A 15,097-nucleotide genomic window follows, 5' to 3' on the forward strand; every position below is an offset into this window, starting at 1 on the left:
AGGATGAAAAAAGTAACCCTAGCAATTGGCACCACGTTGATGGTCTGCCTGTTGTGTGCCGTTTGGTCGGTACACGCCAAACCACGGAACATCCTGCTGCAGACATACTCGGAGCAGGATGTATTGAAGCACCTGGCCCAGGGAGATAACTGGGTTCGGTTTCCCGATTATGCAGACCGGGAAGGCTGGAATAAGCTGTCTGCCAGCTACCGTTCTGCTTATATCCAACGGGGAGAGGCCTATCTGGGGTATGACTGGCCGGCAGTCAATGCCACAGTCTACCTCGACTTTTCAAGAACCGGCAACCGTGCGGCTCAGGAAAAGATTTTCAACGAGCGCAGAAAGGCCTTTCAGTCGCTGGTGATGGCCGAGCTGGCAGAAGGGAAAGGACGTTTTCTCGACGACATCATCAATGGCATTTTTTCCTATTGTGAGCAGACGTATTGGGGGTATTCCGCGCATTTTTATCTCTACCGGAATCCGGATGGATCGCCACCCCCCGTGGCACATCCCACTACGGTCTTGCCGAATATCGACGACCCGATCATTGACCTGGGGGTTGGCGAGGTGGCGGCCGACTTGGCGTGGGCGTGGTACTTCTTCAAGGATGAATTTGATAAGGTAAGTCCCATCATCTCGAAGCGCGTTGTGGCCGAATTGAAACAAAAAGTAATCGAACCGTATTACACGCGGGATGACTACTGGTGGATTACAGGATGGGGCAGGGGAGCCGTGAATAACTGGACCCCGTGGTGCAATCAAAACGTGCTGCAATGCATTCTCCTTGTAGAAGATGACCCTGAAAAAAAAGCAAAGGGAATTTACAAATCCATGCGTTCCGTGGATTTGTTCCTGAACTCTTACGAGGATGACGGTGCCTGTAGCGAAGGACCCTCGTATTGGGGTGCAGCAGGCGCAAAGATGTTTGAGTACCTCGACCTGCTGAAAAAAGTGACCGATGGCCATGTCGATATTTTTGACAACGAACTTGTCAAAAACATGGGCCGGTATATCTATCGAGTATACATAGGCAACGGAAATAACTTCGTGAATTTTGCCGACGCTCCCGCCCGTATGAATGCCCGGGCCGGCCTGATTTACCGGTACGGACAGGCCATTGATGATAGCGCTATGCAGGCTTTTGGTGCTTTCTTACTCAACAAGTACAACGTTGGGGAGACGGCGCCCGCCGGATCCATGTATCCCGTGCTGGAAGATATATTCAGTTTATCGGGATGGGATGCGGTAACCCCGGCAGAGCCCCTTATCGATTCATATTATTTCCCAGATATGCAGATCGCTATCGGCCGCGAACACAAGGATAGCAACAATGGGTTCTATTTTGCCGCAAAGGGAGGGTCAAACGGCGAACAACATAACCACAACGACGTAGGATCCTTCATCTTATTTTACAACGGGAATCCCGTATTTGTAGATGCCGGCGTTGGCAGCTACACGGCCAAAACCTTCAGCGCCCAGCGGTATGATATCTGGACGATGCAGTCACTTTATCACAACCTGCCGGCCATCAATGGTGTGGCACAGAAAGAAGGGGGCAAGTTTAAAGCAACAGGCGCGCAATTCAACGCGGAAAAAAACAATGTAGACTTTTCCGTGGATATCGCCCAAGCCTACCCGGCTGAGGCAAATGTAGCTAGTTGGGTGCGCTCGTATTCGCTGCAACGCGCGAAACAGCAGTTCGTAATCTCAGACCGCTACCGGCTGAATTCGGTAGCGGCAGGGGGCAGTGTGAACTTTGTGACGGATCTGGAGAGCCACTTGGAAAAGCCGGGATTGATGATCTTGAAAGGGGCTGATTTTGCCGTATCTTTAACTTACGATCCAAAAAAGGTGTCTGCGAAAGTGGAGACGGTGGCAATAGACGACAACAAGTTGTCAAATGCCTGGGGGCCGGAACTGCACCGATTGGTTTTTGAGATGACCGAGCAGAAGACAAATGGCGGGCTATCGTTTACGGTAAAAAATATAGAGAAATGAAAACAGGGATGCGATTGATTCTGCTATGGCTGTGTGGATGTATCATGGGGTGCCAGCCTCCGGGCGAAACAACGGAAAACACCGATTTTGATGTGGAAGCGTCTTTACAATATTGCCTGGTAAAAGCGGAAAAGACGTTGGCAGACATTCCCAAGGATTCCGTTTTCCCCCGTACGATTGCTCCGGGAGATAGCGCGTGGCGATACGTTGGCGTGCCCGATTGGACCAGTGGATTTTGGCCGGGGATGCTCTGATACCTATATGAATACAGCGGCGACAGCGCTTGGCGGTCTGCGGCCGACCGGTATTCACGGTACCTGATTCCGCTCTCCGAAAATCCGGCCAAAGACCATGACCTTGGGTTTCAGGTGTATTGCAGCTTTGGCAATGGCTATCGGCTCACAAAAGATGAATTTTATAAATCGGTCATTCTGCGTACGGCCGATACCCTGGCAACGCTATACAATCCTTCGGTAGGCACGATTCTCTCGTGGCCATTCCGGACGGAGCAATGGGGGCCGCACAACACGATCATCGATAACCTGATGAACCTGGAGATGCTGCTTTGGGCTTGTAAAAACGGAGGCACCGATAGCCTTTGTGACATCGCCAACCGGCATGCGGCCGTTACGATGGAAAACCAATTCCGTGACGATTACACCTCGTATCACATTGTTGCCTACGATATGGCTGGAAAAAGGGTAAAAGCCGGGACCTTCCAGGGCTATTCCGATGGATCTACGTGGGCACGTGGGCAAGCATGGGCCATTTATGGCTATGGAATGATGTATCGGGAAACGCGCGATGTGCGGTATCTGGATTTCGTCAAAAAGTTGATAGAAGCTTACCTCGTTCGCCTGCCGGATGATGCGGTACCCTATTGGGATTTTGACGACCCCGCCATTCCCGATGCACCGAGGGATGCCTCTGCGGCCTCCATTGCCGCATCGGCGTTGCTGGATTTATCCCGGTGTATCGACCAGGCCGATGATCAGAAATACTACCGTGATTGGGGCGTTCGGATGTTACGTTCGCTCTCATCACCAGCCTACCGGAGCAATGAACGGAACGGCGCCTTTCTATTGCATTCCACCGGATCCAAAACGAGTGAAATCGATGTGTCCATTAATTACGCAGATTATTATTACCTCGAAGCATTGATGCGGTTGAGGGACATCCAGCGTAGCTCATCCTGATACCTGCCCGTTAACGAATGAAGATAAGGGGCTGTCTAAAATGGCGGCCCCTTTCTGTTTTGGATGGCGGGATGTTTTCTTGCCGGATGTGAGGTGAAAACAGGCGAACGCCATAAGTCTCTCGCTACTGGTAGTCGTACCACTGTATATCGTCTAGCGGTTCTCGTCTCATCTGGGCCCGTGCATCGAGGCTTGAAGGCGAATAGTATTTTTCGAGATAATCCAGGATGCTTTTCTCATTTTTCCCCAAATCCCACAGATTCTGTTCTTTTTGCATCCATCGTATTTTGGCAATCCATCCGTCTCTTGTGAAACGGCTTTTTCGGATCAATTCAGTTGAATGGCACCCTGAACAATTGGCCACGACAAGGCCTAAGGTGGTATCAACTACCAGTCCGGAGTGGGGGTCATAGTTGAGTGTATCCACCAGCGAAGTAGTCGCAGTGGTGTCCGTAGTCGTTTGGTCATTTCGTAAATCCGATACACAGGTAATACCCATGGCTATTACGAAGAATGCTGCTACAGCGAGGGTGACTCTACGTACGTTCATGGCTATACGACTACTTTTACAGCTATTCGGTGGCAGGCATTGTTTAAGTAGCCTTTCGGATTCCATTGAGGCATCACCATCGGTTGCGATACCCCCTTACTATCGGTGGCTTTTACCCATATTTCATAATACCCATTTTGGGGGAAGTCGATTTTTGCAGACCATTGTTGCCAGGCGAGCCTGTTTTTCGGTGCACTGAGGTTGGCTTTCTGCCAGGTACAGCCATAATCGATCGATACGTTAACTTCCGTTACTTCGAGGTCTCCAGCCCACGCGTGGCCCCTTACTGAAAGCGATCTGTTGGAAGAGAGGACCGCTCCGGATTTTGGGTGAGTAATCAACGATTTCACAGGCATAGACTCGATGATACGGAAGTTTTCCTCCGTTTCCTCGACCTTTTCGCCGGGTTGGACGGGTATAACCGGTACACGATAGCTAGACCCTCCCATTTTAGGCCCATCATGTACGATATTCCGTACCGAAATGGTATGTAGCCACTTGCCGGATACCGACGCTGGCCAACCACCGATCACTAGACGGAGCGGAGCGCCATGGAATAGTGGAATATCATCGCCATTCACCGCCCAAGCAATAAGGGTTTCGTCTTCCAGTGCCTTTTTTATGGGAACACCTCTCGAAATGACGACCTTTTTGGCATCGCGGCTTAGGTGGATGTCCTTTCCATAATAGCCAATGTAAACAGCATTGTCCTTGAGGCCTACATCAGCAAGGATATCTTTCAATCTTATGCCGGTCCATGCGGCACAGTGCACTGCACCCTGGCTCCATTGGTTGCCCGAAGCGGGTGGATAATAACCCGATCTTCCGTTACCGCCACACTCCAATACCAATTGATAGGTGTGGGGCTTGAACCGTTGTTTAAGCTCGGAGATGGTATACGTACGTTTTTGCTTTACCGACTCGCCATCGATGGTGAGTGTCCAGGCGGACCGATCGATTGATTCTTTCACAGGAGGAAGGCCATTGTTACGAATGAACATCTTGTTGATCGGAGTCACTGGGTCATCCAAAAGGTGTGCTGGTGCCTCCATATTCATCGGGCGGTCGCTTAGCACAGTCATTTCCGGATCCTTCCCGTCAACCGAGTCACTTAATAAGGGAAGCGGTGTCACACGTGCTGGTATATTCTCGGCAAACATTATTTTTGTGCCTACAAGACTTGCCAAAGTTGTGATTGCACTTTTTTTCAGAAAGCCTCTTCTATTATGATAATCGTTCATCGGTTTATATAATCAATGTTTTACGTTTATAAATTCAATATAAAATGGTGGGGTAAATATAGTGCCTTTACACGCGTTTGAAAAATGAGAATTCCAAATAATGGCTTGTCTGATTTTGTTTTAATCCGGGGGTCTCCGCGCACAACCCGATTCTCCCCGTTTCGGGGCTTTGTTTTTAGAGACTTTATAGCGAGTATGGATTATATTTGCAATCGATGGTGTAATGGTTCCTGCGAACTCGTGGAGGAGGCCCGAAATTTTGGATGACGGTTTTCCCGCGTTTTCTCCGAATGCGACCAAGGCTCTTCAAAGAATCATTGATTCTACGGGGGCAAGGATTGTATTGACCACTTCCCACAAGTAAGTATACCCCCACTCAATGGCGTAATATATTCAGCAAACGGGGTATTTCTGTGAACCGAATTAACCGGTTGTCTGAAAATTCTGCAGCACTCAACCGAAAGGATGAATTGTTGAAATACTTTGGTAAAAGGTCAATGAACGAAGATTTTCTCATTATTGACGATGATAAATCCTTAAACGCGTTACCGGATTATTTAAGGCGAAGGGTCGTCCAGCCCAGCGGCTCCGTTGGGCTTACTGGGGTTTTGGCTGATGAGGCATTGTCATTATTGGGAAAAGATTCCCATGAATTGGCTTAGTTTTGTACCCTTAATCTCCCCCTTATTTGTAGCTGATTTCCGGGAAGATTACACCAAATCGAATACTTTGCCATGATTAGAACAAAATCCAATTTCTGTCAAAAATTTTGACATCCTCAATTTTGTTTTTACCTTGCATGTGTAAGCCAGACTGAAAGAAAAAGCTTTACCACAACTTTAAAATCTAGCGATGTAACGAATTTACGTTTTTCGATTAAACTAACCGAAATACAAAAGACCTAACAAACCCAGTTTCCCCAATGAGTAAAACCTTTAACTTTTATTGTGATGAAAGCTGCCATTTGGAAAGGGACGGTATGCCCTATATGCTGATCGCCTATGTGAGTTCAGCATATAATCAAGTGAAGCTGCACCAAGCCAACATCAAGGCCCTTCGTGAAAAGCACAAGTGCTTCGGTGAGATCAAGTGGACAAAAATATCCCGTTCGCAGGCACAATTCTATTTGGATGTGGTCGAATATTTCTTTTCGAGCGACTTGCAATTCAGAGCCATCGTTGTAGCTAAGGAAAAAGTTAGCACAGACAATTTTGACGATTTCTATTACAAGATGTACTATCAGCTGCTGCACCACAAAATATGCATGGATTATAATTACAACGTGTATTTGGACATCAAAGACACATTGAGTGCATGGAAGGTACGGCGGCTCAAAGAAATCCTAAACCTCAAGTACAGCAGTATCCGCACGGTGCAAAACATCCGGTCGCACGAAAGTGTGCTTATGCAGTTGACAGATTTGTTGATGGGGGCTATCAGTTATCATCTACGTGGGGAGCACAAGGTCATAGCAAAGAATAAGATTATCGAAAAAATCACTGCACATGCGAAGTTCCCATTGGATAGGAGTACACCGAAAAGTTCCGATAAGTTTAATCTATTTTTCATCGACCTACAATAAGCCATGCCTTCAAACCTATTAAAAGTATATAATCAATTACTAGAGTTGCTGTACATTTCCCATCGGGATAATGTCCAATCAATCCGTAAAGTATTTGACAGGGATTTTGCTGTTTTCCCCTTTCGTTTTCGTCAATATCCGATTCATCCTACGCCTGCTGATAATGAAGACACGATGGATCGAGTGTTCCGACATCTCACAACTGTTGTTGTTGACCAAGCGGTAAAGAAACGTGAATTTGAAACAGCACGCTCCATCCGGATTCACTGGGTAAAGCACCATTTAGAGGAGCGCAAACAGGACGTGATACGAGTGTTTACCGTTCTCAATGAAAATAGGGTATACGTATTGGATGTAACAGAGCGATACGTGGTGGTGTTAGAGCCATTGCGAAAGTTACAGGCCTTTTTTCTGCTTACAGCCTATCATTTGGAGGACAGCCGTTATCGCAACTTAATGAATAAATGCGAAAAAAGGGGAAAAGAAGGAGTTGTGATATGGTAAAGCAGAAAACGCCAGTCATCTGGGACAGGCGTTTTCCGAATTCCTTCTTCCATGGGAAAGATGAATCTCGATGCAAAGGTAGGGATAATTTGTTTGTATTACAAATATTAACCACAATAAAGTGGAGGGAATTAATCCAAGAAACTAAATTCCGAAAAGGTAAATGTTTGAAATTATGATACTCCCTATTTGTTGGACAACTTTTGCACTAATTTAAGATATAATTACGACACATTTTTGATTTGCTGATAGAACCTTTGATCGGGTGTTACCCGACCGATGGATTTATGCCGTCTTTCGGTATTATAGAAGTTTACATAATCCTTTACCTGTCTGTATAAATCAACCCCTCCGTTTGGTGGATTCAGGTATATCTTCTCCCTTTTGAGCGAGCTGGATATTTCGGAGGGATAGTGCCAGCTGTTTCGGTCAAACCGTGCCACTTTGAGAGATCATACAATGATATAAAAAAGTTGTTATTATTCCTGTTTCAATATTCCTTTTCTGAGCGATTCGCCCTTCAGGTCTATGCGGTGTGAGGAGTTGACGATCCGGTCCAGTATCGCATCGTGGGTTGCACAATTTTATTGTTTGTTCATTTACTGCAATCATTGGTTACAATAAAGATAATAAGTATTGTGGTTATTTTCTAGCTTTCACCTCTTAAATTTTATACACGGCACTTCAGAACGAAGGGCACGGGCGAAATTGTGCATCTTAGCCATAACTATCGGCGCTATAGCTTTTGGTGCTGGCGCCAGTCTGATTCTAGCTAGGGTAAGATTACACCTGGAGTATCCGTCCTAAATGTTCAATTCCTCGAATTCGGGGCATCAAATGGATTCACTAATTTAAGCTTATTAATTCGCTCAAAATCTTTCGTATTGCGGGTAATCAATGTCAAGTCATTTGCCAATGCAGATGACGCAATGATGGCATCGGGCAGTTTTAGGTTATAACGTTTTCGGATATCTACGGTTAAATCCTTAACAGGCTGTTCCAACTCGATGACGTAGGCATCACCAATGAATTTTTTGAGAACCTTGATGTCGTTAGTAGTGGCCGTTTTCCAACAAAGTAATTCAATCTCCGTAATCGCTGATATAATTGGGCGGGTTTCTTTCTATACGCCATCCATAAACCGCTCGGCATTTGGGGGAAACTGACTTTGTAGGTAATAGATAACCGTATTGGTATCCCACAGATAGTCTATTCGTTGCGCAGGTCTTGAAGTTGACGATCTATCTCATCTTTACTTTGGGGAGTCATTGCCCCTTTGTATTTAGCGATGAGATCTTTCTTCAATTCTTTACCGGTCGAGGTCTGTCTGCGAACACGGACGAGCTTCAGCAATTCCAACTCCTTGAGTAGGTTCATCGCCTTATCGTTCAAAATATCTAATGTCACAGTTTTCATAATACACAAAGATAGCAAACTTATTTTAAGCAAGGTAATGCACTAACGACTCATTGAGTAGCTTTCATCTTCTATTGCCGTATCACCTCAACTTTATCGTATTCGTACACCCAGGATAATTCGTACACCCCAAGAAGTCGCCAAATCTACCGCTCCTTTTAACCATAAAGCCACTTTCACAACCCGGACATAATATACTGTCCGCTAAAATTTCCACGTTTTTAAACGTCTGGTTACAGCTGGGGTAATGCGAGCATCCTAAAAATTGACTGCCATTAGCCGTATGCTGCCTGATCACCAATTTCCCTGTTTTACAATATGGACACCCTGTAGCGTTCACAGCCCCGTCAGTCGTAGTTAACAAATAATTGTTGTCTTTCAGCAGCTCTTCCACAAACAACGACGCTTCTGACGGAGTAAGCAACACCACTTCATTTTTAGTCCGCGTCAACGCAACATAAAACAACCTACGCTCCTCTGCAAACCGGTATTCCTCGTTATCACTTAGCAAAAGCGATAGGAGGGGGTCATCCGTCATTTTGTTGGGAAAGCCGAGTAAATGGTTGCTGAGCTTTAACACGATCACATTATCTGCCTCGGTGCCTTTTGACCTATGAACGGTTAAATAGTTAATGTCAATTTCTTCAAACCCTTTTACTTCCAATTTACCTGTGCTTTCAAAGTATTTCACCCTACTTTTTGGAGTCAGTGCAATCAAATCGTGAATGTCAAAGCTGTGCCGGCCCAAAACCAGGATTGATTTGTTCCCATATTTGCTGACGAGTAGACCTATTTCATTGATAAACGCGTCCTCTATTTCCCCGTCATCGTACTGCACAAATTTAATAGGAACTTCCAACGGCTCTTTCTTGGATTTCGGATGCTTGGAGATCTGTCTTGGATTCTTTTGAATAAACGTTGAACTGATGTCGATAAGAGGTTGGGAATTCCGATAAGTCTGTTCGATCAATAACTGTTCATACTTTCCCACATATTTTCCGAAATTGCTGAATAGCGAGATGTCACTTCCTGCAAAGCGATAAATCGATTGCCAATCGTCTCCCACACAAATTAACCTAGCACCCGACAAATTCCGAATCTCTCTGATCAAATTGAACCGGGAAAATGAGATATCCTGATATTCATCAATAATGATGTATTTATAGGTATAAGTCGGCTTGTTCTCGCTTATGAGTTCCGTTGCAAGGTTAATCATATCGTTGAAATCAACCTCATTTCTTTCCATCAACGTGTTATCGTATTTTTCGAGAATTGGCAGTACAAATTGTAAGAACATTTCCTGTCGTTCATACATGAACTCATTCTGGATTTTACGTTTGTCCGAAAATAACCTGATCAGGTCATTATGTTTTAATCTTCTCGATTTGCTTAGGTTGATAAAGCTTTCAAGGAGCTCAATGAGTTCTTTACCAAAATTTTGGTCATTGTTCGATACTTTCTCATAAATGTCTTTGGTGTCCCTCGGCTTGAAGGCAACCTGTTCGGCTTCCAACATTTCCTGTAGCTTTTGCAATAAAATGTTGTCCCTGTTATAGTAGGAGTATGTTTCTAGCAGCTTCGTATGATGGGTTTGGTGGGATTCCCGTTTTAGGAGCATTTCTTCGACATACTTCTGTTCATTAAAGGGACTAAGCCATTTGGCGCGGTTATGCTCATCCACCCCAAAATGCTCCAGATAGATATCATAATCCCTTAGATAGAAGTCAGGACGATACATAACATCTCCATGCGGATAGGGTTTCTCATATTCATACTCAATTCCATTGAGGTACAAAAAATTCGCTATTATGAGTTCCTCCACACTTTTCACCCTTTCGCCCTGTATCGTGTCATGCTTAGCTTTCGACACCATATTCAGCGGTTCACATTTTGATTTTAATGTGTGGAAATCAATGCCCTTCTCAGTATCTATTTTCTCGCCATATGAATCGTAATTATCGTATTCTTCCGGAATGTTCATATAGCAAGCAACATATTGAATAAATGCTTGCAGTGCTTCTGCATCTTCGAAAATATCTTCCTTTAAATACGATTTGATCACTCCGCTCAGTGTGTTTTCGTTCGTTACTGGAATTTGCATTTTTTCCCATTGTTAGGTAGATTTGGTGTCGCAGGCCGATTATGCAAGAAAATATATCCGAATTGCGACCGCCGCTGTAAAAACAATATGTACGAATATGTTTAACCTAATCCATAGACTGCTGAAATTGAAGATCGGCCAACTGTCGGCAGCGCCACCGGACACTTCATGCGACAGACTTTTTCAATGTATTCGATCCATACGGGAAGGCTCCGACCGTATCACAACATGGTGCTTAAGTATCGCTGGAGGCACCCTTCTCACCATTTTAAGCAATGAATTTTTGCAAATGGATTCGCAAAAGGTCAAATACATTTATCTTTTATTTATTCCTGGGTGGTTGTTTATGGCTTTTTCGCTTTACAATGGGCGTATGATCGTGGGACGTAGCATCGCTTCAGACTTGCACAGGGAAGACCGCCAAACCTTGCGCCTAATCTTTGAACAGTGCAACCGAAACTACAGTGGACAGCTACTGCATTTCAATATTTCCCTCGTTATTTTCGGAATATGGTTAGTTTTGTATTTGGTTTGGTGGATTTTGGGAGAAAAAATTGAATGTTTGTTTTAGATTGAATGCCTAAATACTATGGAAGACTACAGCTATTCCGCTGAATGTAACTATCAGCTACACTGTACCAGAGTGCCTATTCCTAAAAGGTGCCTCCCTTTTTGCTTGGAACGAATTCTCCGGAATGCCACAGTTGACGAAAAACAATTAATCCTGGGCATCGAGTGGAAGTTTGCATATGAAATTTTTGAGGCATATAACGGACACCGCAATATCAGGTCATTTCGGGATCTCAGTGAGGTGCTAGGCGAATCACGCACCGAGCTGCTGGTTGAAAAGTTTAGGGGCATAAGCCAATCTCAATTAGACCATTTTAGCAAAAGTCCAGAAGAACGGGAGCGTATTATACGTTCTATCAAAAATTCCGGACGAGATAGCGGAATGATATAACATTAGGTTTCCCAGTTTAGCCGACACTATCGCTTCGGAAACAAAAGGTGAATAAAGTCATCCATTGTAAACCTCAGATTACGCATATTGGGGTTTTGCAGTAATTTGGAAATACCTTTTATCAACATCGAAGCGACCAACCCTTTCATTTCCCAATAAATGTCCTGTACCATTACTTCGTTGTTTTCAAGTTTTATTCGGTCATATGGATTGTATGAGATTGAGCCATGTGCAATATTATTACGGATGAAATAGGCGACATCCATAAGTGATTTCATCGACCGCGCCTGTTTTCTATCTTTACACATATTCAATATGCACACCATTTTTACGAATTCCGAAGAAACATTGTCCTTGAACATACCCTCAAGTGCAAATATCAAATCCAAAAGGTTATCCATTGAGACCCTGTCCGACTCAACCGCCTTCAGGTACCTGTTAAGCGGCCAAAGGTCATAATGCCATACATTGGCCAATCCCTTGAGATTGATTTCAAGATTTGCTTGCTTACTTCGTTCGATAAGTATCTCATGCATAAAGGCATCGGTAGGTTTCTTTTCAAAAAAAGACCGCTTAAGCGACTTTATTTGGCAGAAACCATCGACTATGTCATTCCTCACCAACTCCATAAATGAGCTTGTCGGGAATGTCAAATGCAGGCCAGCCAAAAAAAATGAACCCAGCTCCTGTAATAAAGCCAATAGCCGTTGATACTCTTCTATGAATGCTTGTTTAAAATGGGGAATGATATCGCCTGTCAGGTCTTTTCTTGACGGAATGGTCGGCGTGTTGATGTTATACCTGATTTCGAAGATTGTCAAACCTAACCGGTGAGGCCATGTTTTGTATGATTCGATATTGAAAGCAGAGTATATGCGTCCGCATTCTTCTTGAACGATATTCTGTAATCGTGACTTGTTTACCATTCCTGAGATAAACCGCGGGAAGACCTTAACTGTGGCAGCTTCGATAGTTGCAGAATCTGTTCTCTGCAAAGCCTGGCCAAAATTATAAGCAAATTTCCGATTCCAGACCTCATTTGTAAGCATAGACCGAAGATGTCCAGTGAGATCCATTTCGAATACGTCAGTGCTTCTTTCAGCATCGGTAAAGTAACAGGGTACCACCCATCTTGTAATTGTCTTCATATGAATCAGTCTGGCAGGTTATAACTTGAAAAAAGAAATTATATCCTGTTTAGGCAACATCCCGATATCTTGCGAATACATAACAATGTCTTTCCAGTGAATTTTGTGTCTTATTATTTCCCTGTCATTTTTTCTTGCAGTGGTTGTTCGAATCAATGACACGGCCTGGTCCCACGGAACCCTATAGAACGCTTTCAATTTATAGGTTTTGGTGAATACAATAATGATTAATTCGTCAGCGATTTCAGAGGACGGGTTCGCTAAAGATGTCCAAGCAGTACGATTTGTATCGTCTTTAGCATGTGTCTTAACCTGAACACGACATCCGTTCACATCCACGTCCCATCCTCCCTGACACGCATTTGTTGCACGTTTTCCATTGAGGATAACTTCAACCAGCCATTCTCCAAGTTGCCCAGTGAAATCCTTTTGGTTGATTACGATTCCTTGGTCCCGCAACCCATCTATAGCCTCAAAGAACCGCGTAAGCGCCTCCAATTTCGATTGATTTGCCATTTTAAAATTGTTAGTTCTCCGCCACCCGATACGTCTGACCTCCTTCCGAATTCCGAGTCATCCTAAAGTAGAGGATTCGGCTTTCTGACCTGACTTTCTATGAACATTGCAACACTGCTAAATAATTTGGAATTAAGCGTCTGATCTCCCCTAAATATATTTTTCAAATAAATGCCCAAGCTCTTTTTTCTTTGATTTTAGATATTCAACGGAATGTTGTGTAGGTTCAATCTCAAGTGGTACCCTATTTACAACAATTCCGCTTTTAGTAATTCCATTGATTTTTCTGGGATTATTAGTTAGTAAGTTAATATTTGTAATTTTGAAATAATTCAAAATGCCGATGACTCTATCGTATTGTCGGGGGTCTCTAGAGATTTGCAATTTGTCATAGGCTTCAGCCGTATTTAAGTTTTTCTTTTGACTTAAATGCATGCCTTGGACCTTTAAGAAAATCCCAGCCCCTCTTCCATCTTGTAATAGATAAACTAGTAGACCGCCGTCTTTGTTGATTATCTCTAGTGAAGATTCTAATTGTTCGTGACAATCACAATCTTTACTTCTAAATATTTCTGATGTAAAACATGCACTTTGAATTCTGATAGTCGGAATTTCAACATCCTTTTTACTCTTGATAACAAGCACGTTGTCGTTTTCACAATTGCCATAATTAAAGCAAAAAAAATCGAAAACTCCATAATGTGTGTTTAATTCACACTGAGATACTTTATACATTACCTGCGGTTTTGATAGTTTGAATTTCTTTAGTTGTTGGTACCATAGGCATCCAATCGTAGTGTAATTTTAGAGCTAAATCGTTAACTCGTTTTGCTAATAAGTTTTCTTTTTCTTCTCCGTTATATTCATCAATCGAATAATCGTATTTATTTATCTCGGACTCTATTTTTCTTTGGGTTGTACGGTATAAAGACCATCGCTCGTGGGGTTTGCGTAATTGAATCCAGTAAGACGCTAAAGCTGCGAACGCCGATAAAAAAGCAGGAACGACTTTAGAGATAAAAAAGCAGTTAGATATTAATATTAGTACCGGGGTGATTACGGTTGCAATTAATACTACTAGAAAAAGAAATGTAGAGAAGTTTTTATTTTTATCAGCTTTGTTTTTTATTCCGTTACGAATTTTTTCTGCAAATTCTTTAGCATTTGGAGATGTACTCATATTTCTTTAGTGTTTCAATTTTAATGGTTTTGTGCGTGTGATTAGACTGTGTTTGACACTATCGGAGACGCATCACAGATTGTGATAAGATCGCGCCATTCTTCTTTCGTGAGTTGAGACATGAAGTGTTCGGGAAACCTTTGGGGCTTTCTCTTTACAGCCTGGTTGAGCGCGCCGTTTTCTAGTGAATATCAACCAATCCGATATTTGGAGCACTATAATGAAAATGAATCATATTATCAGTTGAGTTATTAAGCTGGAGATAAGCCACAATGATAACCTTTCTCTTTCTTCAGTTTAATAAGCAAAGCCCGATTGCAAGTAATGTAGTCTCTCCTACGTCACCCTTATTTTTAAATACTACAATTGACTTCATGGTTATCTGCTCTTATTCGATTGAGACAAAATCGATCCAGCCAATGTCTTCGTGGTTTCACTATATTTATCGCTTTTCAATACTTTCGACGCGCTGTCTTCTATCTCACTGCCGGTTTGGTGCTTTGATTGCTTCTGAGATAGTGCTGAGCCAGCCATTTTTTTTGCGATTTCGGATGAGTTAGGATTACCTAAAACCTTAGCCGCTAAAGATGCGACCTTGTCAGATGTGATTTTTTTATTATTTGCCATAACTATTTGTTTTTAATTGTTAAGTTCAAATTTTTATTCCAGAAGCCATTCCTATCTAAGTCTCATCTGAGGCTGCC

The 15,097-nt window shown here is 43.4% G+C and carries 17 protein-coding genes and 2 pseudogenes; 7 read left to right on the top strand and 12 right to left on the bottom strand.

Going from position 1 to position 15,097, the window contains the following annotated elements:
- Window positions 1-3 precede the first annotated feature (3 nt).
- The 3 genes and pseudogenes from BMZ56_RS00220 to BMZ56_RS00225 all read left to right on the top strand — a co-directional run.
- Window positions 4-1,998, top strand: a complete 1,995-nt coding sequence (locus BMZ56_RS00220; protein ID WP_090622337.1) for a heparinase II/III domain-containing protein — start codon at window positions 4-6, stop codon at window positions 1,996-1,998.
- Window positions 1,995-2,252: a hypothetical protein gene (locus BMZ56_RS25790; protein ID WP_218146411.1), complete on the top strand. Its 258-nt coding sequence runs from the start codon at window positions 1,995-1,997 to the stop codon at window positions 2,250-2,252. The genes BMZ56_RS00220 and BMZ56_RS25790 overlap by 4 nt, the downstream gene beginning before the upstream one ends.
- 15 nt (window positions 2,253-2,267) lie before the next feature.
- Window positions 2,268-3,194, top strand: a pseudogene (locus BMZ56_RS00225) (glycoside hydrolase family 88 protein); the annotation flags it as partial.
- Window positions 3,195-3,318: 124 nt separating this feature from the next.
- Here the strand turns inward: BMZ56_RS00225 and BMZ56_RS00230 are convergent.
- Both BMZ56_RS00230 and BMZ56_RS00235 read right to left on the bottom strand, forming a co-directional pair.
- Window positions 3,319-3,744 (bottom strand): hypothetical protein, encoded by a 426-nt coding sequence (locus tag BMZ56_RS00230; protein ID WP_090622340.1) that lies wholly within the window; start codon window positions 3,742-3,744, stop codon window positions 3,319-3,321.
- Window positions 3,745-3,746: 2 nt separating this feature from the next.
- A complete protein-coding gene (locus BMZ56_RS00235; RefSeq protein WP_090622344.1) occupies window positions 3,747-4,985 on the bottom strand; it encodes a sulfite oxidase in 1,239 nt (412 codons plus the stop codon).
- Window positions 4,986-5,208: 223 nt separating this feature from the next.
- On the opposite strand from BMZ56_RS00235, the gene BMZ56_RS26060 reads away from it, so the two are divergent.
- The 4 genes from BMZ56_RS26060 to BMZ56_RS00250 all read left to right on the top strand — a co-directional run bounded on the left by BMZ56_RS26060 (window position 5,209) and on the right by BMZ56_RS00250 (window position 7,071).
- On the top strand, window positions 5,209-5,349 hold the full coding sequence (locus BMZ56_RS26060; protein WP_218146412.1) for an HAD domain-containing protein: 141 nt from the start codon (window positions 5,209-5,211) through the stop codon (window positions 5,347-5,349).
- Between the two features lie 49 nt (window positions 5,350-5,398).
- Window positions 5,399-5,647 carry an HAD domain-containing protein gene (locus BMZ56_RS25800; RefSeq protein WP_218146413.1) on the top strand — a complete coding sequence of 83 codons (249 nt, stop codon included), beginning with the start codon at window positions 5,399-5,401 and terminating at the stop codon, window positions 5,645-5,647.
- A 260-nt stretch (window positions 5,648-5,907) separates the two neighbouring features.
- Window positions 5,908-6,567, top strand: a complete 660-nt coding sequence (locus BMZ56_RS00245) for a DUF3800 domain-containing protein (protein WP_090622348.1) — start codon at window positions 5,908-5,910, stop codon at window positions 6,565-6,567.
- A 3-nt stretch (window positions 6,568-6,570) separates the two neighbouring features.
- The gene (locus BMZ56_RS00250) at window positions 6,571-7,071 is read left to right on the top strand and encodes a hypothetical protein (protein WP_090622351.1); all 501 of its coding nucleotides are present in this window, start codon (window positions 6,571-6,573) and stop codon (window positions 7,069-7,071) included.
- A gap of 224 nt (window positions 7,072-7,295) precedes the next feature.
- Here the strand turns inward: BMZ56_RS00250 and BMZ56_RS26065 are convergent, their stop codons facing one another.
- The 10 genes and pseudogenes from BMZ56_RS26065 to BMZ56_RS00310 all read right to left on the bottom strand — a co-directional run bounded on the left by BMZ56_RS26065 (window position 7,296) and on the right by BMZ56_RS00310 (window position 15,020).
- Window positions 7,296-7,514, bottom strand: a complete 219-nt coding sequence (locus tag BMZ56_RS26065) for an integrase core domain-containing protein (RefSeq protein ID WP_090622355.1) — start codon at window positions 7,512-7,514, stop codon at window positions 7,296-7,298.
- 368 nt (window positions 7,515-7,882) lie between these two features.
- Entirely contained in the window at window positions 7,883-8,179 is a 297-nt protein-coding gene (locus tag BMZ56_RS00260; protein WP_090622359.1) for a type II toxin-antitoxin system VapC family toxin, read from the bottom strand.
- Between the two features lie 101 nt (window positions 8,180-8,280).
- A complete protein-coding gene (locus tag BMZ56_RS00265) occupies window positions 8,281-8,487 on the bottom strand; it encodes a hypothetical protein (protein WP_090622362.1) in 207 nt (68 codons plus the stop codon).
- Window positions 8,488-8,569: 82 nt separating this feature from the next.
- Window positions 8,570-10,588 carry a topoisomerase DNA-binding C4 zinc finger domain-containing protein gene (locus BMZ56_RS00270; RefSeq protein ID WP_090622365.1) on the bottom strand — a complete coding sequence of 673 codons (2,019 nt, stop codon included), beginning with the start codon at window positions 10,586-10,588 and terminating at the stop codon, window positions 8,570-8,572.
- A gap of 987 nt (window positions 10,589-11,575) precedes the next feature.
- On the bottom strand, window positions 11,576-12,697 hold the full coding sequence (locus tag BMZ56_RS00285) for a hypothetical protein (RefSeq protein ID WP_090622376.1): 1,122 nt from the start codon (window positions 12,695-12,697) through the stop codon (window positions 11,576-11,578).
- A gap of 18 nt (window positions 12,698-12,715) precedes the next feature.
- Window positions 12,716-13,213, bottom strand: coding sequence for a hypothetical protein (locus BMZ56_RS00290; protein ID WP_090622380.1), 498 nt, complete (start codon window positions 13,211-13,213; stop codon window positions 12,716-12,718).
- A gap of 150 nt (window positions 13,214-13,363) precedes the next feature.
- Window positions 13,364-13,948 (bottom strand): GTP cyclohydrolase II RibA, encoded by a 585-nt coding sequence (ribA, locus tag BMZ56_RS00295; RefSeq protein ID WP_090622384.1) that lies wholly within the window; start codon window positions 13,946-13,948, stop codon window positions 13,364-13,366.
- The gene (locus BMZ56_RS00300) at window positions 13,941-14,393 is read right to left on the bottom strand and encodes a DUF4231 domain-containing protein (protein ID WP_090622387.1); all 453 of its coding nucleotides are present in this window, start codon (window positions 14,391-14,393) and stop codon (window positions 13,941-13,943) included. The genes ribA and BMZ56_RS00300 overlap by 8 nt, the downstream gene beginning before the upstream one ends.
- Before the next feature lie 41 nt (window positions 14,394-14,434).
- A pseudogene (locus BMZ56_RS26070) lies at window positions 14,435-14,572 on the bottom strand (ORF6N domain-containing protein); the annotation flags it as partial.
- A gap of 199 nt (window positions 14,573-14,771) precedes the next feature.
- Window positions 14,772-15,020 carry a hypothetical protein gene (locus BMZ56_RS00310; protein WP_090622391.1) on the bottom strand — a complete coding sequence of 83 codons (249 nt, stop codon included), beginning with the start codon at window positions 15,018-15,020 and terminating at the stop codon, window positions 14,772-14,774.
- Window positions 15,021-15,097 lie beyond the last annotated feature (77 nt).

The organism is Parapedobacter indicus (assembly GCF_900113765.1).
In the GTDB taxonomy this organism is placed as follows: Bacteria; Bacteroidota; Bacteroidia; order Sphingobacteriales; family Sphingobacteriaceae; genus Parapedobacter; species Parapedobacter indicus.